22 protein-coding genes are annotated in these 23277 nt (G+C 72.0%); 11 read left to right on the top strand and 11 right to left on the bottom strand.

Annotated elements, in window-relative coordinates:
- Positions 1-28: 28 nt before the first annotated feature.
- Together FHR36_RS12450 and FHR36_RS12445 are read left to right on the top strand one after the other, a co-directional pair.
- Positions 29-550, top strand: a complete 522-nt coding sequence (locus FHR36_RS12450; protein WP_253796407.1) for an ATP-binding protein — start codon at positions 29-31, stop codon at positions 548-550.
- A 51-nt stretch (positions 551-601) separates the two neighbouring features.
- Entirely contained in the window at positions 602-976 is a 375-nt protein-coding gene (locus tag FHR36_RS12445; protein WP_253796406.1) for a hypothetical protein, read from the top strand.
- Between the two features lie 17 nt (positions 977-993).
- Here the strand turns inward: FHR36_RS12445 and FHR36_RS12440 are convergent, their stop codons facing one another.
- The 3 genes from FHR36_RS12440 to FHR36_RS12430 all read right to left on the bottom strand — a co-directional run bounded on the left by FHR36_RS12440 (position 994) and on the right by FHR36_RS12430 (position 3467).
- Complete coding sequence (locus FHR36_RS12440; protein WP_253796405.1) at positions 994-1716, bottom strand: aminoglycoside 3'-phosphotransferase; 723 nt, start codon at positions 1714-1716, stop codon at positions 994-996.
- A 77-nt stretch (positions 1717-1793) separates the two neighbouring features.
- Entirely contained in the window at positions 1794-2726 is a 933-nt protein-coding gene (locus FHR36_RS12435; protein ID WP_253796404.1) for a sugar kinase, read from the bottom strand.
- Positions 2727-2837: 111 nt separating this feature from the next.
- Positions 2838-3467, bottom strand: coding sequence for an HAD family acid phosphatase (locus FHR36_RS12430; protein ID WP_253796403.1), 630 nt, complete (start codon positions 3465-3467; stop codon positions 2838-2840).
- 268 nt (positions 3468-3735) lie between these two features.
- On the opposite strand from FHR36_RS12430, the gene FHR36_RS12425 reads away from it, so the two are divergent.
- Entirely contained in the window at positions 3736-4359 is a 624-nt protein-coding gene (locus tag FHR36_RS12425) for a TetR/AcrR family transcriptional regulator (protein ID WP_253796402.1), read from the top strand.
- Positions 4360-4420: 61 nt separating this feature from the next.
- Positions 4421-4690 (top strand): P-loop NTPase family protein, encoded by a 270-nt coding sequence (locus FHR36_RS12420; RefSeq protein WP_253796401.1) that lies wholly within the window; start codon positions 4421-4423, stop codon positions 4688-4690.
- 22 nt (positions 4691-4712) lie between these two features.
- On the opposite strand, the gene FHR36_RS12415 is transcribed toward FHR36_RS12420, so the two are convergent.
- Positions 4713-6014: a cation:proton antiporter gene (locus FHR36_RS12415; protein ID WP_253796400.1), complete on the bottom strand. Its 1302-nt coding sequence runs from the start codon at positions 6012-6014 to the stop codon at positions 4713-4715.
- Positions 6015-6171: 157 nt separating this feature from the next.
- Positions 6172-6747 (bottom strand): NADPH-dependent FMN reductase, encoded by a 576-nt coding sequence (locus tag FHR36_RS12410; protein ID WP_253796399.1) that lies wholly within the window; start codon positions 6745-6747, stop codon positions 6172-6174.
- Between the two features lie 130 nt (positions 6748-6877).
- Here FHR36_RS12410 and FHR36_RS12405 point away from each other — a divergent pair, with 130 nt between their 5' ends.
- Complete coding sequence (locus FHR36_RS12405) at positions 6878-7420, top strand: MarR family winged helix-turn-helix transcriptional regulator (protein WP_253796397.1); 543 nt, start codon at positions 6878-6880, stop codon at positions 7418-7420.
- Here FHR36_RS12405 and FHR36_RS12400 read toward each other — a convergent pair.
- Entirely contained in the window at positions 7395-9233 is a 1839-nt protein-coding gene (locus tag FHR36_RS12400; protein ID WP_253796394.1) for a glycoside hydrolase family 15 protein, read from the bottom strand. The genes FHR36_RS12405 and FHR36_RS12400 overlap by 26 nt on opposite strands.
- 159 nt (positions 9234-9392) lie before the next feature.
- Here FHR36_RS12400 and FHR36_RS12395 point away from each other — a divergent pair, with 159 nt between their 5' ends.
- The gene (locus FHR36_RS12395; protein WP_253796392.1) at positions 9393-10337 is read left to right on the top strand and encodes a DUF5996 family protein; all 945 of its coding nucleotides are present in this window, start codon (positions 9393-9395) and stop codon (positions 10335-10337) included.
- 12 nt (positions 10338-10349) lie between these two features.
- On the opposite strand, the gene FHR36_RS12390 is transcribed toward FHR36_RS12395, so the two are convergent.
- Complete coding sequence (locus tag FHR36_RS12390) at positions 10350-10709, bottom strand: UBP-type zinc finger domain-containing protein (RefSeq protein ID WP_253796390.1); 360 nt, start codon at positions 10707-10709, stop codon at positions 10350-10352.
- Positions 10710-10918: 209 nt separating this feature from the next.
- On the opposite strand from FHR36_RS12390, the gene FHR36_RS12385 reads away from it, so the two are divergent.
- The 4 genes from FHR36_RS12385 (at position 10919) to FHR36_RS12370 (ending at position 13337) form a co-directional block, all read left to right on the top strand.
- Positions 10919-11779: an NAD(+)/NADH kinase gene (locus FHR36_RS12385; protein WP_253796389.1), complete on the top strand. Its 861-nt coding sequence runs from the start codon at positions 10919-10921 to the stop codon at positions 11777-11779.
- 35 nt (positions 11780-11814) lie between these two features.
- A complete protein-coding gene (locus FHR36_RS12380) occupies positions 11815-12093 on the top strand; it encodes a MarR family winged helix-turn-helix transcriptional regulator (RefSeq protein WP_301330192.1) in 279 nt (92 codons plus the stop codon).
- Positions 12094-12440: 347 nt separating this feature from the next.
- Positions 12441-12914: an ATP-binding protein gene (locus tag FHR36_RS12375; RefSeq protein ID WP_253796385.1), complete on the top strand. Its 474-nt coding sequence runs from the start codon at positions 12441-12443 to the stop codon at positions 12912-12914.
- A gap of 15 nt (positions 12915-12929) precedes the next feature.
- Complete coding sequence (locus FHR36_RS12370) at positions 12930-13337, top strand: recombinase family protein (RefSeq protein WP_253796384.1); 408 nt, start codon at positions 12930-12932, stop codon at positions 13335-13337.
- Between the two features lie 92 nt (positions 13338-13429).
- Here FHR36_RS12370 and FHR36_RS12365 read toward each other — a convergent pair whose 3' ends face one another.
- The 4 genes from FHR36_RS12365 to FHR36_RS39865 all read right to left on the bottom strand — a co-directional run bounded on the left by FHR36_RS12365 (position 13430) and on the right by FHR36_RS39865 (position 22601).
- Entirely contained in the window at positions 13430-14587 is a 1158-nt protein-coding gene (locus FHR36_RS12365) for a GDSL-type esterase/lipase family protein (protein WP_253796382.1), read from the bottom strand.
- A gap of 395 nt (positions 14588-14982) precedes the next feature.
- Positions 14983-16950, bottom strand: a complete 1968-nt coding sequence (locus FHR36_RS12360; RefSeq protein WP_253796381.1) for a glycoside hydrolase family 5 protein — start codon at positions 16948-16950, stop codon at positions 14983-14985.
- Positions 16951-17103: 153 nt separating this feature from the next.
- A complete protein-coding gene (locus FHR36_RS12355; protein ID WP_253796379.1) occupies positions 17104-19251 on the bottom strand; it encodes an alkaline phosphatase family protein in 2148 nt (715 codons plus the stop codon).
- A gap of 467 nt (positions 19252-19718) precedes the next feature.
- A complete protein-coding gene (locus FHR36_RS39865) occupies positions 19719-22601 on the bottom strand; it encodes an ATP-binding protein (RefSeq protein ID WP_253796376.1) in 2883 nt (960 codons plus the stop codon).
- 356 nt (positions 22602-22957) lie between these two features.
- Between FHR36_RS39865 and FHR36_RS12345 the strand changes: the two genes are divergently transcribed.
- Entirely contained in the window at positions 22958-23134 is a 177-nt protein-coding gene (locus FHR36_RS12345; protein WP_253796374.1) for a hypothetical protein, read from the top strand.
- Positions 23135-23277 lie beyond the last annotated feature (143 nt).

The following is a 23277-nucleotide window of genomic DNA, read 5'->3' as shown; positions in this document are numbered from 1 at the left end:
CCGCACCCACAGCACCCGGGAGCCCCCCATGGACGCCATCGCAACCGCCCCACAGCTGCGAACCGGCCCCACCGGGCCGGTGCCGGCGCCCATCCCGGCCCTGCCTGCCGCGCCCCGCATGCCCCACCTGCCCCGCATGCGCCGCGCCCGCGGCATCCGGACCGCCCAGCGCCCGAGCATCTGGATCCTGCCCCACCGCCCGCAGTCCGCCGGCGCCGCCCGTCGCATCGTCGAGGCCGCACTCCGCTGCCGCGGCACCGACCGCGACACCGTCGACCGGGCCCTGCTCGTCGTCTCCGAACTGGTCACCAACGCCATCGAGCACGCCCAGCCGCCCATCGTCCTGCGCGTGCACCACCCCGCCGTCGCCACCGTCCGCATCGAGGTCCACGACGGCGGCCCCGCCACCCGCGAAGGAGCCTGGACCACCAGTTGCCGACCCGAGGAACGAGGCCGCGGCAACGACATCGTCGACCTGACCGCCACCCGCCACGGCAGCCACGCCCACCCCTTCGGCACCACCTACTGGGCAGAACTGTCCGCCCCCTGACCTCCGCAGTCCCCATCCACTCGCCTGCCACCCGATGCGAGGAACAGTCCCATGAGCACCACCCCCGTCACCCTGCAGCCCGCCGCCTACCTGCGCTGCCACCACGGCAACGCGGCCGCCCTGCCCCACCAGCGCGAGGCCCTCCGCCGCCTGGCCGTCCGCCTCGCCGTCCCTGCGCCCGTCTTCTACGAGGACCGCATCCGCCCGGACACCGACCCCGCCCTGAGCCCGCCCCGCTTCGAGGACCTCACCCGCGCCATCATGGACGGCGCCCACCGCCTGCTGTTCGTCCCCGGCCCCTGGACCCTGGCCGGCAGCGAAGCCCGGATCCGCATCGCCGTCCGCCTCCTCACCGCCGCCGGCTGCGCCCGCATCATCACGCTCCCCGCCGCCCTGAGGCCGGTCCGGCGCCGCATCGCGACCTGACCCGCGGCTTGCGGCGCTCAGTCCGACAGGTCCCACAGCAGCCGGTAGTAGGCGATCCGTTCCGGGTCCGGCTCGACTCCGTAGGCTTCGAGCAGTGGCTCTTCCCATCCCGGCCCGTAGTTCCACTGCGTGCTCCAGGTGGCGACGGCGAGGTCGGCCCAGCGGTCGGCGACACCGAGCGCGCCGAGGTCGACGTGTCCCGTGCACGTGCCGTCGTCACCGACCAGGGTGTTGGGAGCGCAGGCGTCGCCGTGGCAGACGACGAGCCGGTCGACGGGCGGGATGTCGGTGAGCAGATCGAGCGCGCGCTCGACCGTGCCGACGTGCTGAAAGTCGTGGTGCCAGTCCGCCGGATCGGTCCGTCCCGCCGCCGCTCGTGACCGCGCGCGCTCCACTCGCGCTTCGGCCGACCAGTCGAACGGGCAGTCCGCGACTGGCAGTTCGTCATGGAGCGCGCGCAGCCCGGAGCCGATCGCCCGTACCGCGGTGCCGGGGTCGCGCTTCCAGTGGTCGTCCACCGCCATGCGTCCGGGCACGCCCTGGGTGATGATCCAGGACCCCGTTTCGTCCGCGCCCTCACCGAGGACCCGTGGCACCACGGTGAACCTCGCCGCCCACCGCAGGCGGGCCACCTCGGCCGCAAGGTCGATACCGCTGTCGACCGGTGTCCACTTCACGAACTGCCGGGTCCCTCCCGAGCCGACCTGGAACGTCAACCCGCCGCGCTCGTTCTGCCACACGGCCCGTACCGGGCGCCCCGCTGCGAACTCGGCTACGACAGACGGATGTTGGAGAGGCCCCTGGGGCGAACTGGCGATCATCCGCTCATTCTCACCGGAGCGGCCGCCGGCCGGCCAACCATTTCGCGGGCGGCGGCGAGGTGGCCGAGGCGCAGCCGGGCGCGCCGGTCGAGCCCGCGCAGCGTTGCGGCGAGATAGCCGGCGACAAAGCCCTCGCCGAGGCCGGCGGGCTCGACGGTCTCGACGTGCGGTGCCTGCTCGGTGACGGCGGTCCCGTCGCGGTCGAGGGCGGTGACGTGGTGGTCGGCGTGCTTCACCACGATGGTGCCCGGGGACGGGAGGAGCCTGCGGAGTTCGGCGGGGTCGCCGGTGCCGAACGCGGCCGCGGCCTCGTCGGCTCCGAGCAGCAACAGGTCGGCCCGGTCGAGGAGTTCGGGGAGCACCGCCGGATCGCGGTGGCTCCACAGCGCGGGGCGCCAGTTGAGGTCGAAGCTGATCAGCAGGTCCGGACGCCGGACGGTGAACAGAGCACGGACCAGGGCGAGGCAGCTGTCCGACAGGCCCGGGGTGATGCCGGACAGGTGGAGTACGCGGGCCCCGCGGAGCAGCCGCCGGAAGGCCGGGTCGTCGAGCAGTTCGGGGCCGAGGGCGGAGGCGGCGGATCCGGAGCGGTAGGAGTGCGGTCGGCCGGTCGCGCCGGTCTCCTTCACGTAGAGCCCGGTGTGCCGGAGCCGATCGGTGGCGACGGCCGACACGTCGACGCCGCGCGAGGCGATCTCGCTGCGCAGGCGTCGTCCGAGGCCGTCGTCACTCACCCGGCTGATCCAGGCGCTCGGCACGCCGAGACCGGCGAGGGCGCAGGCGACATCGGATTCGGCGCCGCCGAAGGCGAGGTGGAAGGTGTCGACCGTCTTGACCGGACCCGGGGTGCCGGGCAGCAGAGCGGCCATGGACTCGCCGAGGCACAGTACTTCGGGCGGCCGGCCGGTGGTGGCGCCGACTCGTGTCACGGTCTTGCTCCTCGGGTGGTGCTGTGCAGCGGGAACGTGGGACCGAACCCCGCCCGGGGTCGGCAGGTCTGCCGGCCCCGGGCGGTTCGACGTGCGTCCCTGCGAAGTGGGTCAGGAGAGCAGGCCGTTGTAGTCCGGCAGCTTGAAGGTCCGCTCGGCGTGGCCGCCGTCCAGGTCGGTCCAGTTGTTGCCGACGCTGGCGATGATCGTGTAGCCCTCGTTCTCGACCGCGATCCGCTCGTCCGTCTTGTACTGCTGCACCGACTTGAAGAGATCGCACAGGCCGCGCCCGTGCAGCTCGTCCACGGTGTAGCCCGCCTTGTCCAGGCTGTACCGGGTGACCGGCTCGATGAAGTCCACCCGGGCGGTGACGAAGATGATCGCGACGCCGCGCTCGTGGGCGTACTGCGCCAGCTCCAGCACCGGCGAGATGCCCGGCATCGTGAGGGGGTGGAAGTGCGTCGCCAGGGTGGTGTTGTCGATGTCGAAGACGATCGCGGGCGTCCCGTCGGTCGGCTCGGCCGTGCGCTGCTCGACGTAGGCGCGGGCGGGTGCGATCGCGGCGGCGACGTCGGCCAGCCACTGCTGCTCCGTCACCGTGCTGCCGCTGCTGGCCACAGTGCCCTGGGGGGCGACGGCAGGCGCGGGGGCGGCCGGCGCGGCGACCGCGGGGGCGGCGAGACCGGCGGTGATCGCGGCCGTCAGGGTCGCGGTGACGGCGAGCTTGGTCCTGATGCTCATGGGAGGAACTCCGCTTTCGACTTGGTGGATGGCCGGTCAGGTGGTGGGTGCGGCGCTCGGGCTCGTGCGGCGGTACTCGCGACCCCCCACCGGCACGGCTCCGTCCACGGCGAGGGAGGGCCGCCTTCGGCACACGGCGGACAGGGATGCCGCCGGAAGGTCGACCCTAAAACTAGAACCAGTAGTTTTGCCTGAGCGAGAACGTACACTAGTGAACGGCGAGCGCCAATACCCGGGGGTAACAAACAGCAGGCGAGAGGACGAACAGATGGGCAGGCCGTCACGGCCGCTGCTGACCCGGGACGGAATCATGCGGGCCGCTCTCGCCCTGGTCGACGAGGAGGGCGCCGCCGCGCTCTCCACCACCCGCATCGCGGCCCGGCTCGGCGTGAAGGGGCCCTCGCTCTACAACTACGTCTCCAGCCGCGACGAGATCATCGCCGGAGTCAGCGACCTCATCGTCGCCGAGATGGACCTCGACCCGACCGTCCAGCCGTGGACCGCCGCCCTGGACGCCTGGGCCCGCTCCTACCGCGCCGCCCTCACCCGCCACCCGAACATGGTGCCGCTTCTCGCCTCCCGGCCGACCCGGTCCCTCGCCGCCCTCCAGGCCTACGCCTGCGCCTTCACCATGCTGCGGCAGGCCGGCTGGCCGGAGGACCACATCCTCCCAATCGTCCAGTCCCTCGAGTACCTCCTGATCGGCTCCGCACTCCACCTCGACCACCCGCACGGCACGGCCTGGACGGACGAGACGCTCCCACCCGGCCTCGAACCACTGCGCAGCGCCCCGCCCGACTTCCGCGAGCAGGCCTTCGAGACCGGGCTCGCCGCACTGCTCCGCAGCTTCCGCCAGACCCTGCACGACCTCCAGGCCGGGGAAACCGGCTGACCGTCCGTCAACGACGCGGCAGACAGCCCCTGGCATCCTCGCCGCCGACCGCTACGGGCCGATGCTGACCCGGCTCGCCGCCGACCACCACGGGAGCAGCCACCTGTACTACCTGGACGTCGACTTCGACGAAACCGTACGACGGCACGCCACCCGTCCACTGGCCACTGTGGTCTCCCCCGAGCAGATGGCCGGCTGGTACCGGGCCCACGACCTCCTGCCTTCCGGCCTCGAACACGTCATCGGCCAGCAGAGCACCCTCGACGCCACGGTCGAACGGATCCTCACCGACACCGCCCTCACCCCGCCCGGTTGGACACCCCGTCCCTGAACGCCGGTCCGCACCTCTCGGCTCAGCTGTCCGATCGGTGGAGCAGGGCGATCCTGCGGCGCCCGCGCACGGCCGGGACGGCGGCGCTCTCCCGCAGTCCGGGTTCAGCGGCGGCCCGCCGGTACCACGCGCCGTAGCGGCCGGCGGCCCACACCGCGGACATGCCGTGGAGCAGCACGCTCAGGCCGACGGTGATCGCGACCACCCGCGCGATCGTCTCCACCCCGTTGACGTGCTCCTCGGCGACCAGCAGCCCGAGCACGATCGAGGCGAGTCCGCGCGGTCCGAACCAGCCGATGTAGGCCACCGTGGGCAGGCGAAGTCCGCTGCCGGCGAGGGCGAGGGCGACCGGCACCAGGCGGACCACGGTGAGGCTGAGCACCGCGTATCCGACCAGCCGCCAGCTGAGGTGCTCCAGCGCGGGGCCGAGCAGCACCGCGCCGAAGAACAGCAGGCTCAGCATGGCCAGCAGGCCGCCCAGGTACTCCGCCAGATCGGTGGTGTGCTCGTCGCGGCCGGCGGATTCGGCCGTCCCCAGCCCCTGCGCGAACGCGAAGCCCGCCACCCACGCGGCGATGAAGCCGCTGCCGTCCGCGACCACGGCCAGCTCGTAGGGGCCGGCGGCCACGGCGAGGACGTAGATCTGGCGCCACTCGGCCGTGACCCAACCGCGCGCCGTCGCCCGTCGAAGGAGCCGGCCGCCGGCCCAGCCGAGGGCCAGGCCGAGCGCGGTGCTGAGCAGGAGCGCCCGCCAGAGGGTCCCGGAAGCTCCCTCGGCCGCGTAGGACGTGCCCGGGACGGCCGCCAGGAAGAGGACGAAGAGGGGCAGCACCATGCCGTCGTTCAGTCCGCTCTCCACGTTGAGCGTCTGACGCACCAGCCTCGGCACCCGCGGGTCGGAGACGGCACTCGCGCCGAGCGCGGCGTCGGTGGGTGCGAGGATCGCGCCGACGAGCGCCGCTTCCCAGCCGGTGAGTCCCGGCAGGAGCGGCCAGGCCAGCAGCCAGCCCGCCCCGATGCTGAGCACCAGCCCGATCCCGAGCAGCCGACCCGGGAGCGCTCCGCCGGTGCGCAGGTCCCCGCGGCGAACCGACATGGCGTCGGTGAACAGCACCAGGGTGAGGGCGGCCTCCAGCAGCGTGAGCAGTGGCCCGCCGTCGGTCTCCAGGGTCACCAGGTCGAGGCCGACCGGCCCGATCAGGATCCCGCAACCGACGAACACCATCGCGGCGGACACCGGTGACCGGGCCAGTCGGCCCGACCCGAGCGCGTACGCGGCCACGACGCCGGCCACCGCCGCGCCGGTCCACGCGTTGTCACTCATGCCACCGCGCGCATCCGCCGCGTCCGACCCGAAGTCCCATCGCCGCTCGCTGTCCGTAGGTGCCGTGGTCCCCCACTGTGCGGCACCGGGCAGCACCGCACCGCGAGCGACACGGCCCCGCCGGGTCCGGCCCGCCGCTACGGGTCGTCCGGTCCGCTCACGCCGCGACGGGTGACGGGACGCGCAGCGGCGCCAGTGCCGCGCTCCAGGCGATGACCTGATCGAGCATCGTGTTCAGGGCGGGCACGTTGTAGTCGCCGGGTTTGAAGACGCTGTAGTTCTCGAACTCGGTGATCATCGACAGCGCGACCTGCTGGCGTACGTCGGCCATCTGGAGCTCGGCGGCGACCAGGCGCAACTGCTCGACGGCTCGGACGCCACCGACACCGCCATAGGACACGAAGCCGACCGCCTTGTTGTTCCACTCGGCGTAGAGGAAGTCGAGTGCGTTCTTGAGTACGGCGGGAATGCCGTGGTTGTACTCGGGTGTCACGATGACGAACCCGTCGTACGACGCGATCTCGGCCGCCCACTGCCGGGTGTGCTCGTGCTGGTACTGGCCGAGCGACGGTGGCAGCGGCTCGTCGAGGTGCGGCAGCGGGTGGTCGCGGAGGTCGATGAGTTCGAATTCGGCGTCGTCGCGGCGCGATGCGAGGTCGAGCACCCACTTCGCCACCTGTTCGCCGTTGCGGTTGGGGCGGGTGCTGCCGAGGATGATGCCGATCTTGGACATGACGGGCTTGGCCTTCCTCGTACGCGGTGCTCGGTGTGATGGGGGGCACCTGCGGAGTTGTGCTGCCCGGCAGATCGTCTGCTGAGCAGACAATCTTCCCAACAGCGGGCCGCTGCGTATCATTCCTGGTATGGGCAGCGAGCCACGGACCGTGCCGGTCACCGGGTGTGCCGACCTCGCGGAGGACTTCGGCTTCTCACTCATGGCGGTGGCGCACGCCTACCGGACCGCCGTCTCCTCGGTGCTCGCGGGAGTCGCCCAGGGCGCCCGCGGCTTTCAGACGCTCGCAGCCGTGGTCGAGGGCGACGGGCCGGACCAGGTGACGCTGGCCGGCTACCTGCGGATCGACCGCACGGTGATGACCTACCTGCTCGACGACCTGGTGGCGGCGGGCCTGGTGGAGCGGCGGCTCGACCCGGCCGACCGTCGTCGGCGCCGGATCGTGGCGACCCGCCGGGGCGTCGACACCCTCCGTGACCTGCAGCGACAGGTGCGGGCGGCGGAGGACGGGCTGCTCTTTGGCCTCGAGGAGGACGAACGCGAGGTGTTCCGTACCCTGCTCGTCCGGCTCGCCCGCACGGCCGCGGACGGCGAGCCGGGCGGTCCCTCCTGCGAGGTCGATGCCGACCCCTGCGACGACACCACCGTCAGCCCAGCGCCCGGTCCAGGTTGAAAGCGGCGCTGATCAGCGAGAGATGGGTGAACGCCTGGGGGAAGTTGCCGAGTTGCTCGCCGGTCCGGCCGATCTCCTCGGCGAACAGGCCGACGTGGTTGGCGTAGGTGAGCATCTTCTCGAAGGCCAGCCGCGCCTCCTCCAGCCGGCCCGCTCGGGCCAGCGCCTCGACGTACCAGAAGGAGCAGATCGAGAACGTGCCCTCGGAGCCGTGGAGGCCGTCCGGACTGGCCTCGGGGTCGTAGCGGTAGACCAGGGAGTCGGAGACCAGGTCCGAGGTGAGCGCGTCCAGGGTGGAGAGCCACTTGGGGTCGGTGGGCGAGATGAACTTGGCCATCGGCATCATCAGCAGGGACGCGTCGAGGACCTGGTCGTCCAGGCCCTGGACGAAGGCGCCGCGCTCGGCCGACCAGCCGCGGGCCATGATCTGCCGGTAGATCGCGTCGCGGGACTGCCGCCAGCGGGGCAGGTCGGCGGGCAGGCCGCGCCGGTTCGCGATCCGGATCGCCCGTTCCAGCGCGACCCAGCACATCAGCCGCGAGTAGACGAAGTTCCGCCGGCCCCCGCGGGTCTCCCAGACGCCCTCGTCGGGCTGGTCCCAGTGGTCGCAGAGCCAGTCCGCCACCGCGCCGACCGCCTCCCAGCCGTCGCTGCTGAGCGGCTGTCCCCACTTGTCGTACAGGTAGACGGAGTCCATCAGGGCCCCGTAGATGTCCAGTTGGAGCTGGCCGGTGGCGGCGTTGCCGACCCGGACCGGTGCGGAGCCGAGGTGACCCTCCAGGTGCGGCAGCTCGTACTCGGGCAGCTCGCTGCGCCCGTCGATGCCGTACATGATCTGCAGCGGGCCGCCCGCACCGGTGCCGCGCATGATGCCGCGCTCGCCGAGGAACCCCATGAACGCCTCGGCCTCGGAGGTGAAGCCGAGGCGCAGCAGGGCGTAGATGCAGAAGGCGGCGTCGCGGACCCAGACGTACCGGTAGTCCCAGTTGCGCTCACCGCCGATCCGCTCGGGGAGGCTGGTGGTCGGCGCGGCGATGATCGCGCCGGTCGGCGCGTAGGTGAGCAGCTTCAGCACGAGCGCGGAGCGGTTCACCATCTCCCGCCACCGCCCGTGGTAGCGGGAACCGGACAGCCAGTGGCGCCAGAACCGGACGGTCGCCTCGGCCTGGTCCTGTGCCTCGGCGCGCGGACACGCCCGGGTCGGGACGTCGTCACCGATCCGGTCGAGGGCGAACACCTGGGACTCGCCCTCCAACAGCTTGAACTGCGACCGCACGTCCGGGCCGTCGCTCTCCAGGGGTGTGGTGGAGGTCAGGGCGAGCGTCAGCGACGGGGCGCGGAAGACGGCCTGGTGGTCCTCGAGGTGCACGGTGTGCGATTCGGCGCCGTAGCCGAAGCGCGGGGCGATCCGCGCCCGGAACGGGAGCGTCCCGCGGACGCAGATCACCCGCCGGATCAGCCGGTGGCGGTCCGCCTCGCGGGACTCGTCGACGACCGGCATGAAGTCCTGGATCTCCGCGACCCCGTCCGCGGCGAAGAACCGCGTAATCAGGACGTTGGTGTCGGGGAAGTAGAACTGCCGGGTCCGGGCCGGCACGTCCGCGGCCAGTTCGAAGCAGCCGCCCCGGTCGGCGTCGAGGATCGACGCGAACACGCTGGGTGCGTCGAAGCGCGGGCAGCAGTACCAGTCGATGGTGCCGTCGGTGGCGACGAGCGCGGCGGTACGGAGATCACCGATCAGGCCGTGCTCGGAGATCGGCGGGTACCGCGACCCGTTCAGCTGTCCGAATCCGCCGCTGCCGTCCTGCGCCATGGCGGCCTCCTCACCCGGTGGTACGGGGCATCGAGCCGAACCTCTTGATGCTAAGCCGGAGGCCGCGCCCATGGTCGACAGCGCGGGTTCGGACCGCCGCGCTCATCCTGGAATTGCGGCCGAACGGGCAGGCCGAACGGCAGGAGGGAGGCACACGCGATGGAGCTGTTCCCGCCGATGCCGCTCGCCGAGTGGCGGGACACGAAGGAGACGGTGCACCGCTTCGCGCAGGTGGTGGGCAAGATCCGACTGGCGTCGAGCGTGCGGCGCAACCACTGGTGGAACGTCCCCTTCCACCTCACCGGCCGCGGCATCACCACGCGGCCCATGGGCCAGGTCGACGGAAACCCGATCTTCACCATCGACTTCGACTTCGTCGACCACCGGCTGATCGTCGTGACGGCGGACGGCGGGACGGAGTCCTTCCCGCTCGTCGGCCAGTCGGTGGCCTCGTTCCACCGGCAGACCATGGCGGCGCTGGCAGCGCTGGGCGTCCGGGCGGAGATCAAGGCGCCCCGGCCCTACCGGCTGGCCGACGCCGACCGGCCGTTCGCCGAGGACGTCGAGCACGCGGCCTACGACCCCGTGTGGGCGAATCGCCACTGGCAGGTGCTCAGCCAGGTCGCCCTGGTGCTGGAGGAGTTCGCGGCGCGCTTCTCGGGCAAGGTCAGCCCCGTTCACCTGTTCTGGCACTCGTACGACCTCGCGCACAGCCGGTTCTCCGGACGCGCGGTGGACCAGCCTCCTCAGGTGGACCCGGTGACCCGCGAGGCGTACTCCCGGGAGCTGATCAGCTTCGGGTTCTGGTTCGGGGACGACACCCTGGGCGAACCCGCCTTCTACTCGTACACGGCCCCCGAACCGGCCCATCTGACCGAGGACCCGCTCACACCCGCATCCGCGGAGTGGACCGTGCTGGGCGACAGCCACCTGGCCGTCCTGCGCTACGCGGAGGCCCGGACGCAGGCCGATCCGAGGGCGGCCGTCCTCGCCTTCTTCGAGAGCGCGTACCGGGCCGGAGCCGTCCGGGCCGGCTGGGACGTCGGAAGCCTCGCCTGCCCGGGCGGAGTCACCGACCCGCACCTGCCCGGTTCGCCGCTCTGACCTCCGACCGGGTCAGTGCAGGTGCGCCTGCCAGTCGGCAGGGACCTTGCCCAGCGGTCCCGGCGTCGGCTGCGAGAGCGGGTGCGCGGCGGGCGCCGCCAGTTCCGGCCCCTCGTAGTACTCCTCGGTCTCGACGTTCCACAGCCATTCCTCACCCGGCTCGAAGCTGGCCAGGAACGGGTGTCCCGCCTCGCGGGCGTGGCGCGTGCCGTGCTGTGAGGGCGAGGAGTCGCAGCAGCCGATGTGCCCGCACGCGGCGCACCGCCGCAGGTGGAACCACCACCCCGGCCCCTCCCCCGCCAGGCACTCCACGCACCCGTCCCCGCTCGGCCGTACGGACGGATCGATCCCCCGGATCTCGCTGTCAGCCATCGGATCCACCTCCCGACGAGGGCTCGGCCGGGCGCCGGTGCGGCCGCCGAAGCCGTCGGACTGTCTCTCCGAACCCCAACCAGTCGCCGCGTACGGAGATTCCGCGGCCGGCGCGGCTGCGGGGCCCCGGCGGTGACCTTGAAGCCGGCGGCGGGCTGTGCGTGACTGGAGGGAGGAACAGCGGCACGGCCGACATCGAGGTGCCCAGGATGGGATTCATCGGCACGGTGGGGCTGGTACTCCACCCGGAACGCACCTGCGCGCCCACTGTGGACGCCGTGGTCCGGTGGAGCCGGGCCCGGGGGACGAAGGTCCTGGGGTTGGCGGCCGAGGTGGCCCGGATCGGCTGCGAGGCCATTCCGGTCGAGGCCGAGGAGATGACCACCAGCGCCGACCTGCTGATCAGCCTCGGCGGGGACGGCACCATGCTGCGCACCATGCGCCTCGCGACCGGGGGCCACGCGCCGGTGCTGGGCGTCAACGTGGGACGCCTGGGCTTCCTGGCCGAGGTCGACATCCCGCAGCTGCCCGCCGCGCTGGATGCCATCGACGCCCACCGTTTCACCGTGGAGGTCCGCTCCGCCGTCCACGCCCGCTTCGGGGACGCCCGGGAGACGGCGCTCAACGACGTCGTGCTGCTGCGCAGCCCGGGGCACAAGTCCGCGGCGGTCGCCGTACGGGTCCAGGGCGAGTCCTTCGTGGCGTACACCGCCGACGCGGTGGTCGTCGCCACGCCGACCGGCTCCACCGCGTACAGCTTCTCCGCCGGCGGCCCGATCGTCTCCCCCAACGCGGAGGGTCTGCTGATCACGCCCGTGGCCCCGCATGCCGCGTTCAACCGCTCCGTGTTCCTCTCCAGCGGCGAGCGGCTCGACCTGGAGGTCCTGCCGCACAGCGGTGACCTCGCCATCGAGGCCGACGGCCTCCTGGTCGGCCACGTCTCACCGGGCGACGTCGTGGCGGTGACCATGCTGCCCGCCGCCGCACACGTCGTACGGCTCGGCCGCACCACGTTCTACCAGCGGGCCCAGCGCAAACTCCGGCTCACCGGCTCGGCGGAACACGCCTGACCGTCGCGCGCGCCCGCCTGACGTGAGTAAGCGTCCTGGCCGATCGCGCCAGCACGTCACGGTCCCGCCTGTCGCACCTGGTGAAGCGGATGGAGAACCGTGGCTACGTGCGGCGGGAGCCGGATCCGTGCGACGGCCGCTTCACCAACGCCGTCCTGGTGCCCGACGGCATGGCCAAGCTGGAGGCGTCCGCCCCCGGGCACGTCGCCCACGTCCGCCGCCTCGTCGTGGACAACCTCTCCGCCGAGCGCCTGCGCCGGCTCGGACAGGACGCGGACCGCATCCTGCAGCGCATCGACTCCCCCGCCCGCTGAAAAGCCCCCACGCGCGCTCGGCTCACCCCGGTCCAACCCCTCCATGACTTGAGCATTCAAGTCGAATCGGAGGCATGGCCGACGGCAACGAGGACGCTGCGCTCCTGAGCGGACCCACGCGGGACGGCTGCTGGAACCAGCTGCCCATCGGCCACACCGTCCGCGTCTCCGATCACCCCGACGTGGCGCCCTGCCCACTCCGCCCCGTAGTCGACGATCGGCGGCGCCCACCCACGGTTACGTATACGTACTTCGGCCGGCCCTGATTGTCCCCCTCTTTCGACGGCGGCAGTGTCGGAAGTACCTCGTACACGCGCCACCGGCGGGGGACCGTTCCAGGAGCTGACATGGCCATTTCCTCACTTCGCATCAACCCGGCCGAGCACGACCTGGACCCGTCCCGCCCGCCTCACTGCCGTCCACGGGCAGTCACGCTCCGCGACGCTCCGTCGTCACCGGCTGCAGTCCCCGTCCTCCGGTGCTTCGCCCGGGACGCGGCCCGGCTGTGGGAGCTCCCCGACGAGGCCGTCGACCGGGTGGCCCTGGTGGTCACCGAACTGGTCACCAACGCGGTGCTGCACAGCGACAGCCCCGATGTCGCCGTCGCGATCGAGTTCGACGGCGCGGTGGTGACCGTCGAGGTCAAGGACACGGGGATGTGGCGCAGCCGCCGCTCCGCCCGCCGCATCGCGGAGGACGGCGTCACCGGCGGGCGGGGCCTGGACCTGGTCGAGCGCTCCAGCACCTGGTGGCGCGCCTTCCTCTCCCCGCTGGGCACCCGCGTCGTCGCCTGCCTGGCCGTTCATCCGCAGACTGTCTGAAACGAGGACAGAGCCATGACGATCACACCCGACGCTCCCATCGTCCTGCCGCCCGCCGCCTACCTGCGGCGCCGCCTCGACGGGTCGGCCGTACGCGGTCAGCGCGAGGCCCTGCGGCGGTTCGCCGCCCGCCTCGGCGTCCCCACCCCCGTCTTCTACGAGGACCGGACGAGCCCTGGTGCGGATGCCATCCGCTGCCCGCCGCAGTTCAAAGCGCTCGTCCACGCGGTGCTGGACGGCTCCCACCGTCTGCTGTTGATCCCTGGGCCCTGGGTGTTCTCCGGTGGCGAGGTCCGCGCCCGGCTCGCGGTCCACGTGCTGCACGCAGCCGGCTGCGGCCGCATTCTCGTGCTCCCCGCCCCCGGCCAATCGGCCCGCCTGCGGCGGATGATCGACGACGAAGCACCCGACGGAGCCGACTGAGCCCCCCGTCCGACTGAGCCGCACCGCCGCAGGCGGACCAGTGGTCCTCCTGCGGCGGTGTCCTACGGTCGGCGACGGGACTTCCCGTCCCGTCAGTCCAGTTCGTCGAGGTAGACGCCGTCGGTGTCCTCCCCCGGGGTGTTGAGGCAGGTGAAGTTGCGGTCGGCCGGCTGGGCGCTGATCAGGGAGAGGCAGCGACCGAGTGCCAACTGACCGTAGTAGTTGGGGTGCATGGACTCCTGGCGGATGCCCTGGCTCACGCCGAGGGTGAGGAAGCGGGCCCATTCGCTGCCGCTCTCCGAGGGACCGTTGCTCGACGTGGCCAGGGCGGTGCTCTTCGAGCACACCTCGTGGCCCTGCAGCAGGTCCTGCAGGTCGAGGAACTGGACGCCGCGGTCGGCGGCGACGTCGGACAGCCGGCTGGACATCTGCGGGACCAGCCGGTCGCGGGCCCAGTCCGCGTCGTTGTTGCCGACCGGGCAGCCGCCGTTGTTGGTGCGGCTCCAGCCGGACGCCGGATAGCGGTTCTCGGAGGCCCGCGGGATCGGGGACGGGTAGGACTGGAGCACGATCCGGTAGGCGGACCGCCGGTACCCAGCGCGGTCCATGACGGCGCGGATCTCGTCGATGGACTTGCCGACGTTGTCCATCGCGTCGTCGATCCTGGAGTCGACCGCTTCCTGCTGGTCCTCCCGGCACGAGGACCAGACCTCGTAGTCCGCGACGCACTTGGCGATGACGTCGGAGAAGCCGAGGTCGTTGCCGCCCACGGACAGCACGATGACACCGACGGTCCGCTTGGAGGCGATGGCGGCGAGCTGGTCGGCCTGCGGCTTCTCGCCCTTGAAGTCGACGCCGCCGTGGCCGGCGCGGAAGATGTTCTCGGTCTTCGCGCCGGAGCAGGCGAGGTTCACCGCCTTGGCTCTGCCGAACGCGCTGTTCACCTCGGCGGAGTCGGAGCGGTCGCAGCCGTCGGCGTAGCTGGCGCCGTAGACCCGGGTGGCGTCGTACGACCCGGAGTACGCGCGGTCGGTACCGGCCCGGCTGCCGGTGAACGTGTCGCTGTTGCCCTTCCAGCGGCCGGCCTCGCCGGAGATGAAGCTGTCTCCCAACGAGACGGCGATCTTGGTGTCCGCGTGGGCGGGCACCGCCACACTGAGCTGGCCGGCGGCGGCCAGCGGGAGGGCGAGGGCAGTGGCGATCAGGCGTGCGCGGCGGCGCGATGCGGCCGGGACGCGTGTGCGGTTCATCTGGGCTCCTGGTTCGTCCCCGCCTCCGCAGGGGCGGGGAGGCGCAATGGGTGGGGGGTGTGAGGGTGGAGCGCTCCCGGCCCAGGAACGGCCGGGACATCAGGTGGGGTGGCCCCGGCCGCTGCCGGCGGCGCGGGTCCGACCGCATGGGAAGGGCGCCGGCCGGTCGGCCGGTCGGCCGGTCGGCCGGTCGGCCGGTCGGCCGGTCGGTCGGCCGGTCGGCCGGCGTGCGCAGAAGTCGGTGGCCGGTTCCGCTCCCGGCCGAGTTGCGTGGAGAACGGGTCGGAGAGGCCTTCCGGGACAAGTCCGATGCCTACGGCGGCCATGGTCCTGCGGACCACCGGACGGGCGCCGGTGGTCCGCCGGGATGCCTCGGCCGGGCGGTATCGGCCGGGTCAGTCGAGGGGGCGGCAGAGGAGGGCGTCGGGGGCTCCGCCGTGGCTCCACTTCCAGGTGAAGGCGACGCCGGCGAGGTACTCGTCGTCGCGGCACTGGCCCTTGTAGGCGCCGGGGGCCCAGTCGCTGTCGGTGGAGCCGCCGCTGGAGGGCTTGTTGTCACCGTGGTCGAACCAGATCAGGCGGTTGTCGGTGGACAAGGAGCGGGTGGAGGGCCTGCAGAGCAGGGCGACCATCGAGTTGCCGTTGACGCTGTAGCCGATGGCGAAGGTGTCCGCGGGGCACTCGAGCTTGTTGTAACCGCTCGCCCAGTCGGTCGTGACGGTGCTCTCGTCGTGGACGGTGATCGGGTCGCCGGAGACCGTGGGGGGCTGGTTGGAGTCGGTGCACAGGCCGCGGTTGTTGCTGCGGGCGAGGCCGACCACGTGCTGGCCGTCGGGGCAGACGCCCTTGCGGTTGCCTTCGCTCCACTCCATCGTCCGGCCCAGGTCGAGGGAGAACATCTGGTCGCCGTAGTCGAGGTCGAGCATGTTCCAGTGGTTGACCTGGGAGACCTTTCCGGTCTTGCCGGTGGCGTTCACGAGCTTGTTCCAGGCGGGGGCGCGCCAGTCGCCGCCGTCCTCGATGCCGGTGCGCTTGCCGTTCTGGTCGTAGGAGATCATCGCCCAGTTGTCGTTGGGCTTGCCGTTGGTGGTCCAGCCGACCAGCGGCCAGACGGCGAAGTCGGTGTCGTTCCTGACCAGGATGTCGGTGAACCGGTTGAACCAGTCCTTCTCCTTGGCGTCGGTCTGGCCGCGCCCGCCCGTGCCGAACTCGCTGACCCACACGGGTGCGGTGAAGTGCTGGCCGGACTCGGTGACGAACAGGGCCTCGTCGTTGACGGCCTTCTCGAGGGTCTCGGGGCTGAGGTCGCGGTAGCGCGGGTCGTTGGTCTCGCCGTTCTGCCAACCGCCGGACGCGCCGGTGTGGTTGGGCCCGGTGAAGCCGTAGAAGTGGGCGGAGTAGACCAGCTTGCCGGAGTTGATCAGGGTGTTGGAGAGGTTGCGGACCGGGGTGAGCATCGGCCGGCCGTGGGAGGTGATGCCCGACGGGATGCCCTGCCAGTTGATGCCCTCCATGATGATGAGCATGTTGGGGTTCTGCTCGAGGATCGCGTTGCCGGCCTGCTGGAAGGCCTCGTACAGGTCCTTGTCGTTGCCCCAGCCCCAGTTGGGGTTGTCGTTCCAGTCGCGACGGACCTCGTTGCGCAGGTCGGCGCCGACCACCCGCTTGTTGGACTTGTAGCGGTTCACCATGAACAGCCAGTTGTCGATCCAGTCCTCGGTGGACTGGCTGGTGTTCCAGCGCTCGTTTCCGTCCAGGGAGCAGCACCAGCGGTAGGTGGTGGTGTGGTTGTTGAGGATGACGGCGAAGCCGTCGTCGGTGAGCGCCTTGACGACGGCGTCGTACACCTCGAGCGGCGTCTTGTCCTCCAGCTGCGGGTTGGCCGCGACGGCGTAGTTCGGCACCGTGGAGTCGTCGTTGATCATCGCGTCGGCGTAGGGCAGCCGGATGGCGTTGAGGCCGAGCGCGTGGAAGTCCGCGAGGATCTGCTTGATCGGGGTGCGGTCCAGGCCGAGCGGGATGTTGTTCGACATCTGGTGGGCCTGGTGGTTGTTCACGTCGCTCTCGCTGCCGCTGCCCTCCCAGGTGCCCTGGGCGCCGGACCAGTTGCCGGCCTTGAGCTTGAAGCGGTTGCCCTTGGCGTCGACGATGTAGCGGCCGCGGGTGGAGAGCGGGCCGGTCCAGGACGCGGCCAGCTGCTTGCCGGTCAGCGCGACCGGGGCGCTGCCGGCCGCGGCCGCCGGGGTCACGACGGCCACCGGACCGGGGATCGCGCCGATCAGCAGGGCTCCCGCGGCCAGCGTCACGGGCAGGGCCCGGGCGACGGCTGCTCCGAGGAAGCGGTTGGGCATGGTGGATCGCATGGGTTCACTCCAGGGTGGGGGACGTGAAGCCGTTCATGTGGGCGAGTGGCGATGTACGCCCCGCGGGACCCCGGGGAAGGGATCCGGGGCCCCGCGGAGCAACCGGCAGCAGCCGGTCCAGGAGACGGCGGACCTCGCTGCCGGCGCGTTCGGCTAGCCGGCGGCCGGGTGCGTCCAGGCGTCGTTGACCGTCGCGGCGTAGGCGTCGTTGTTGGTCAGCGGCTTGAGGCCGAGCGCCCGGTCGATGGTGCGCAGCAGGCCGTACTGGTCGGTGCGCTGCGAGCTCTCGTACCCGGCCTTCACGGTGCCCTTGGAGCCGAGCAGGATGGTGGGCACCTTGTTGGGGTAGCCCGGACCGAAGGACTTGCTCCGGCCCTCGTCGAAGGTGACGATCACCAGGGACTTCTGCTGGGTCCAGGCGGGCGAGTTGAGGATGGCGGGCAGGGTGTTCTTGAGCCAGTCGTCGCCGGCGCGGGTGCCGCAGCCCTCCATGTCGTGGCACTCGTTCGCCTCGAACCAGGCGAAGTTCGGCGTGGTGGAGGTCGACTTCAGGTCCGAGAACATCCGGGTCAGCGGCTGCTCGTGCTGGGCGCAGTAGCCGCCCGGCGAGGTGTCGTCGCGCATGTTGGTGAAGTAGTTGAACGGGAGCTGGTCGGCCCAGTACTCGCCGTGCGAGTTCACGTCGCAGTTGCCGTTGGCGTCCTCGACGTAGGCCTTCCAGGTCTTGCCGGCGGCGTCGACGCTGTTGCCGATGTGCGGAGCGTTGATCCGCGTGCTGCCGATGCTGTTGTCGTACAGGCCGTGGAGAGCACCGGCCGCCAGCGCGACGTAGTTCGGGTCCGAGGGGTGGGTGGTGGCGTACGACTCCGTCAGCGAGGTGCCGGAGCGCAGCAGGCTGTTGATGTACGGGGCATCGGAGGTGTTGCCGATGATGTCCTCGTAGTTCTGGTTCTCCAGGTAGACCACGAACACGTGGTCGAAGCCGGGCACCTTGGAGACCGGGGCGGTCAGCTTCGGGGCCGGCAGGTTGGCGCCGATCGTGAGGGAGAGGTCGTCGGCGAAGCCGTCGGTGGTGTTCCCGGAGGTCCAGGTGAAGTCCAGCTGCACAAGGATCTTCCGGGTGCCGGTGGGAACCTCTCCGGTCGCGGAGCGGTAGAGCATCCCGCCCTTGTTGCCACGGTCACCGTTGGTGACGGGTTCGATGCCGTCGGATTCGATCTCGTCGCCGTTGGCGTCGAGGAAGGTGGCAGTCATGCCGACGCGGTCGTTCTGGTTCCAGTAGCCGCCGAGCCAGCCGGAGAGCTTGAACGGCACGCCGCCCTGGTCGATGGCGGTGTGGGCGGCCGACACGTCGACGGTCTGGGACAGCCCGGAGTCCCCGGTGCCGCCGCCGGCGAAGAACCGGCTGCCGGAGTGGGGGGAGCGCGGCGACGACGCGTCAGGGTAGTCGGGCGCGCCGTAGCACACCGCGTTCGGCTCACCGGAGGTGATCGTCCAGCCGGGAAGCGTCATGCCGTCCTTGCCCCACTTCGAGCACTCCGCGGTGTCCTCGGCGCCGGGGTCCTGCAGCAGGTTCGCGCTGGTGACGGGCGGCTTCGGGGTCGGCAGCTTCGCGCCGATCACGAGGGAGAGGTCGTCGGCGAAGCCGTCGGTGGTCTTACCGGAGGTCCAGGTGAAGTCCAGGTCCACGCGGATCTTCCGGGTATCGGTGGGAACGTATCCGGTCGTTTCGCGGTAGAGCATGCCGCCCTTGTTGCCGCGGTCGCTGCTGGTGACGGGTTCGATGCCGTCGGATTCGATCTGGTCGCCGTTGGCGTCGAGGTAAGTGAGGGTCACGCCGACGCGGTCGTTCTGGTTCCAGTAGCCACCGAGCCAGCCGGAGAGCTTGAACGGCACCTCGCCCTGGTCGATCGCGGCGTGGGCCGCCGACACGTCGACGGTCTGGGACAGCTGGGAGTCCCCCTCGCCGCCGCCGGCGAAGAACTGCTTGCCACGGTTGGGCGAGCCCGGTGACGACGCGTCGGGGTAGTCGTTCGCGCCGTAGCACACCACGTTGGGTGCGCCGGAGGTGATCGTCCAGCCCTTGACGGACATCGAGTCGGTGCCGTTGTTGGTGCAGTGGTCCGCGTCCTCGGCCCCGGCGTTCTTCAGCAGGTTGCCGCTGACGACCTCGGAGTTGCTGGCTGCGTGTGCGGCGGGGACCGCGAGCTGGGGCGCGGCGAGGAGCAGGGCGGCCGCGGGGAAGGCGGCGGCTCTCGCGACGGCGCGGGAGGAGGGGAGCGGGATGGGGCGGAGTCGCATCGTGGATGTCTTCCGGTGAGTCGAGTCGCCGTGCGGGGGGCGACAAGAACGGACGGATCTGCTGGTGGAGCAGCTGCCACGTGGGGGGTCGGCCGCGCCGGCGGCCCTGATCGGGGGGCAGGCCGTCGGCAGGCGGTCAGGAGGAACAGGGAACCCGGGTGCTCGAACCGGTACCGGCGCGGGCGTGATGCGTGCCTGCGCAGGCGGAACGGGCGGACTGGCGTCGGGCAGGGCGGGGAGGGGTTGACGCGTGAGCCGGGCGGGCGCGCAGAAGCGAGTGGTGTCGACTCCTGGCGAGTCCTGCACGTGGGTGGTGTGAACGCGACGGCTCCGAATATTCCGTTCTTGACCTCAGGGGGACAATAAGGGCCGCTGAAATACGTATCCCTAGTCGGCGCCGCAGGACGGGATACGTACCCGGAGCGGCCGACGGGCCGTCACTTCCGGGCAGAGCACGCGGTCCGGGGTCAGAGACGGTCCTCCAGGTCGCGGAGCGCCTCGCCCACCGCCTTGCGCGTGGCGCCGAGCTTGTGCAGGACGCGGGCGACGTGCTGCTCGACGGTCCGGGGCGACAGGAAGAGCGCTCCGGCGATGTCCCGGTTGGTCGCCCCCTTGGACAGCAGCTCGGCGACCTGCTGTTCGCGCGGGGAGAGCCGGTCGCCGTAGCCGCGGCGGCCGTGGGACGCCGTCCCGGCGAGCCCGAGTTCGCGCAGCAGGTGTTGGCAGCGGGCGGCGTCGGCCAGGGCGCCGAGCCGGGTGTAGGTCTCCAGTGCCTCGGCGAGGTGCCGCGGATCGGTGCCGGGGCGAGTGACCGTCTCGATGCGGCCCAGCCGCTCGGCGGCGCGGGCCGCGTCGTACGGGCGGCCGATCTCCCGCCAGGTCAGGCGGGCCTGCTCGAACCGGTCGGCCGCCTCGGTGGGCGCGGCGTCGCTCAGCAGCAGTCCACGGGCGAGGTGGACACCGGCGTCCGCGGCGGGCGTCTGCCGACCGGACAGCTCGCGCTCCGCGTCGTCCGCGAGCCGCTCCGCGTCACCGCGGTTGCCGACGGCCAGGGCGGCCTCGACCGCGGCCGCCACCACGCCGGCGTTCCGCGGCCAGGCCCGGGTCTCGCGCAGCAGGGCGACCGCCGGCACGGCCGTGGCCGCCGCCTCCTCCGGGCTTCCCTGGGCCAGCCGGAGGCCGACCAGCCCGGCGGCCGCCCGCAGGGCCACGCTCACCTCGGAGTGGATGTCGCCGTACGCGGCAGCGGCCCCGAAGTGTTCGACGGCCTGGCTGTTCTGACCTCTGGCCGCGGCCAGTCCGCCGAGGATGAGGGCGCGTTCGACGTTCACCAGGATGAGGTCGGGGTACTCGTCGGCGAGCCCGGCCAGCCGTTCCTCCAGGCCGTCCCAGCGGCCGCCCGTGAAGTCCAGGGTCAGCAGGGTGGTGCGTCCGTAGACCCCCAGGTAGGGGATGCCAGAGCGGTCGGCACGGTCCTGGTTGCCGGCCAGGAGCTGCCGGGCGCGGGCGTCGTGGCCGAGTTCGGAGATGAACGTACCGGCGTTGTGCACGGCGCGGGCGGTCTGCCGCTCGATCTCCTGGTCGTCCGACTCCAGCGGCAGCTGCTCCAGCAGTGACCAGAGCGCGGGGTCGCCCTCCCGCGCCATGAGGGTGATCCGGGATGCCCGGACCGCCGCCCGCATGCCCTCGTCCGGGCTCTCGGCGACCGCGGCCTCGGCCCGCTCCATCCACATTTCGGCGTGCTCGACCTCGCCGTCCCACTCGTTCATGGCGAGCGCCACCATCGCCCGGGCCGCCCGCTCCGGACGGCTCGCCAGTTCGGTCGCCGCCCGCTCGATCTGCCGGAAGCCGGCGCGGTCGCCCGCCTGGGTGGCCATCAGCAGGCCGAAGCCGAGCCGGACCTCGCCGCGGGTGGCCTCGGCCAGGCGGGGGTCGGACAGGATGCGGCGCAGCAGCGCGGCGTTGGCGGTGTAGTCGGCGCCGAAGGTGGCGATCCGGGCGAGCGCGAGTGCGGTCCGCGAGCGGAGGTCGTCGTCTAGCTGCGGCTCTTCGAGGATCTGCCGCAGCAGGGTGGCCGCGGTTCCGGTGTCGCCGATGGCGATGGCCTGGTCGGCGGCCTCCTCGGTCCGCCGGAGCCACCCCTCCCGGTCGCCGAGGGCGAGCGTGTGGTGGGCGACCTGCACCAGTGGCACCGGCTGCCGGGCCTCGAGTTCCTCGATCGCGCGCTGGTGCAGCCGCCGACGGCGCGGCCCGGCAACGTGCCGGTAGGCGACCTGCTGGGCCAGCACGTGCCGGAAGCCGTACTGGCCGGGGTCCGACTCGCGCAGGACCGATCCCGCCAACGCCTCGGTGATCCCGTCGGCGGTCTCGTCCGGCCCGAGCCCGGTGACCTTGGCGAGCAACGGTTCCGAGGCCGGGACGGCGAGCACCGCGGCCGCGTCCACGACAGCCGCAGCGGAAGGCGACAGCACGGCCAGCCGCTCGGTGACGGCCTCGCGCAGGCCGTGCGGTGCGTCCGAGCGGTGCAGCCGCTGCACGGCCTCGTCGAAGTCCCGCTGCCGAACCTGCTCCCGCAGGGAGATCAGGTCCTCCTCCACCACCAGCGGAAGCCCCTCGCTGCGCTGGTGGAGTGCCCGGCCCAGCGCCTTGGGCGTGCGATGGCTCAGGGCCGCGGTGGCCAGTTCGCGGATGTCCTCCTCCGTGAGCGCGCCGAGGCGGACGGTGGTCCCGCTGACCCCCGGCGGGTGGCGGTAGGCGGCGCCGAGTACGGGCGTGCCGGGCGGGAGGTCCTCGGCCCGGTAGGTGAGGACGAGGGAGAGTCGGTCGGGCAGGTCGCGGGCGAGCAGCAGGAGAAGATCCCGGGTGGCCTCGTCGACCCAGTGCAGGTCCTCCACGATCAGGACGGCGGGACCGAGCGCGGCGAGGAACGACCGGACGGCCTGGACCAGGCGGTGGCGCTCGGTGTGCGGGTCCTCGACGCGGGCGGGGGCGGGAGGCAGGCGGTCGGCCAGGTCGGGAAGGAGCGGGGCGAGGGCGCCGGCCGTCGGCGGGATGCCAGTGGCGGGCAGCCAGTCGCCCGCCTTGCGCAGCGCGTCCACCACCGGGCCGTAGGGGAAGGGCTCGCGCAGCGGCTGACAGGAGCCGGTGAGGACCCGCTCCCCCTCCCCGGACAGGACGAGTGCCGCCTCGTGCACCAGCCGGGACTTGCCGATTCCGGCCTCGCCCTCGACCAGCACGACCGCCGGAGGGTGCCGGACCGCGGCCAGCAGCAGGTCGAGCTCGCGTTGACGGCCCACGAACGGGAAATCCCGGTCCGGTCGGGCGGTGCCGTGCGCGAGGACGTTCGTCACGAAAAGTCAGCCTCCTGCAGTGCGGTGCCGAGCCGGTCCGGCCGGCCGGCGGTCCAGGTACGGGACGGGCCGGCACCCTGATGTCGATGCTACGGCGCCCTTGATCGAGAGGGCGGGTGGCGTCGCCGCTACGGGATGCCGGGCCGGTGGTGCGGCCTGCCGGGCCGGGCCCGGCCGAGACGGGCCTCCGGGAGCGGGCCGCACGGGGATGCGGCCGCCGCCGGCCGCGGTGAGCACGCGAACGGCGAGGTGGACGAGGACTTCGCTGTCGACGAGCACCCGGCGCCGGGGCACCAGCAGCATACGGTGGGCGCAGCACGGCGCGGGCCGGCGCGTTCGGCGACTCCACGCGCTTCATGCACGGCTACGGACACCCCCCACTGGCCGGGACCGAGACGGTCCGCCGCCGCCTGTACTGCCTTCACCTGGTGCTCGTCATGGTGATCGAGACCTCCTACCGCGGCCACACCGACACCGCGCAGTACGACTGGGCCCGCCGCCGGTTGACCGAGGTCATGGCGCTGCTGGGCTAGCGGGCCCGCCACGCGATGGGCCGCCGGCGCGGCAGACGGTGGGGGGCGTCTGCCGTGCCCGGCGGGTGTGGCCCACCCTGCCCGGTCCGGTGCGTACATGTCAGCTGATGATCCGTCATTACGTGGTGCCGGAAGCATTTCTA

The organism is Kitasatospora cinereorecta (assembly GCF_024172095.1).
GTDB lineage: Bacteria > Actinomycetota > Actinomycetes > Streptomycetales > Streptomycetaceae > Kitasatospora > Kitasatospora cinereorecta.
The sequence above is the reverse complement of the archived record's forward strand: the minus strand, read 5'-3'. Positions and strand labels throughout refer to the sequence as shown.

Coding starts and splice junctions, on each gene's coding strand:
- FHR36_RS12450 (WP_253796407.1), top strand. CDS start 29: ATGGACGCCATCGCAACCGCCCCACAGCTGCGAACCGGCCCCACCGGG.
- FHR36_RS12445 (WP_253796406.1), top strand. CDS start 602: ATGAGCACCACCCCCGTCACCCTGCAGCCCGCCGCCTACCTGCGCTGC.
- FHR36_RS12430 (WP_253796403.1), bottom strand. CDS start 3,467: ATGAGCATCAGGACCAAGCTCGCCGTCACCGCGACCCTGACGGCCGCG.
- FHR36_RS12425 (WP_253796402.1), top strand. CDS start 3,736: ATGGGCAGGCCGTCACGGCCGCTGCTGACCCGGGACGGAATCATGCGG.
- FHR36_RS12420 (WP_253796401.1), top strand. CDS start 4,421: ATGCTGACCCGGCTCGCCGCCGACCACCACGGGAGCAGCCACCTGTAC.
- FHR36_RS12415 (WP_253796400.1), bottom strand. CDS start 6,014: ATGAGTGACAACGCGTGGACCGGCGCGGCGGTGGCCGGCGTCGTGGCC.
- FHR36_RS12410 (WP_253796399.1), bottom strand. CDS start 6,747: ATGTCCAAGATCGGCATCATCCTCGGCAGCACCCGCCCCAACCGCAAC.
- FHR36_RS12405 (WP_253796397.1), top strand. CDS start 6,878: ATGGGCAGCGAGCCACGGACCGTGCCGGTCACCGGGTGTGCCGACCTC.
- FHR36_RS12400 (WP_253796394.1), bottom strand. CDS start 9,233: ATGGCGCAGGACGGCAGCGGCGGATTCGGACAGCTGAACGGGTCGCGG.
- FHR36_RS12395 (WP_253796392.1), top strand. CDS start 9,393: ATGGAGCTGTTCCCGCCGATGCCGCTCGCCGAGTGGCGGGACACGAAG.
- FHR36_RS12390 (WP_253796390.1), bottom strand. CDS start 10,709: ATGGCTGACAGCGAGATCCGGGGGATCGATCCGTCCGTACGGCCGAGC.
- FHR36_RS12385 (WP_253796389.1), top strand. CDS start 10,919: ATGGGATTCATCGGCACGGTGGGGCTGGTACTCCACCCGGAACGCACC.
- FHR36_RS12375 (WP_253796385.1), top strand. CDS start 12,441: ATGGCCATTTCCTCACTTCGCATCAACCCGGCCGAGCACGACCTGGAC.
- FHR36_RS12370 (WP_253796384.1), top strand. CDS start 12,930: ATGACGATCACACCCGACGCTCCCATCGTCCTGCCGCCCGCCGCCTAC.
- FHR36_RS12365 (WP_253796382.1), bottom strand. CDS start 14,587: ATGAACCGCACACGCGTCCCGGCCGCATCGCGCCGCCGCGCACGCCTG.
- FHR36_RS12360 (WP_253796381.1), bottom strand. CDS start 16,950: ATGCGATCCACCATGCCCAACCGCTTCCTCGGAGCAGCCGTCGCCCGG.
- FHR36_RS12355 (WP_253796379.1), bottom strand. CDS start 19,251: ATGCGACTCCGCCCCATCCCGCTCCCCTCCTCCCGCGCCGTCGCGAGA.
- FHR36_RS12345 (WP_253796374.1), top strand. CDS start 22,958: ATGCACGGCTACGGACACCCCCCACTGGCCGGGACCGAGACGGTCCGC.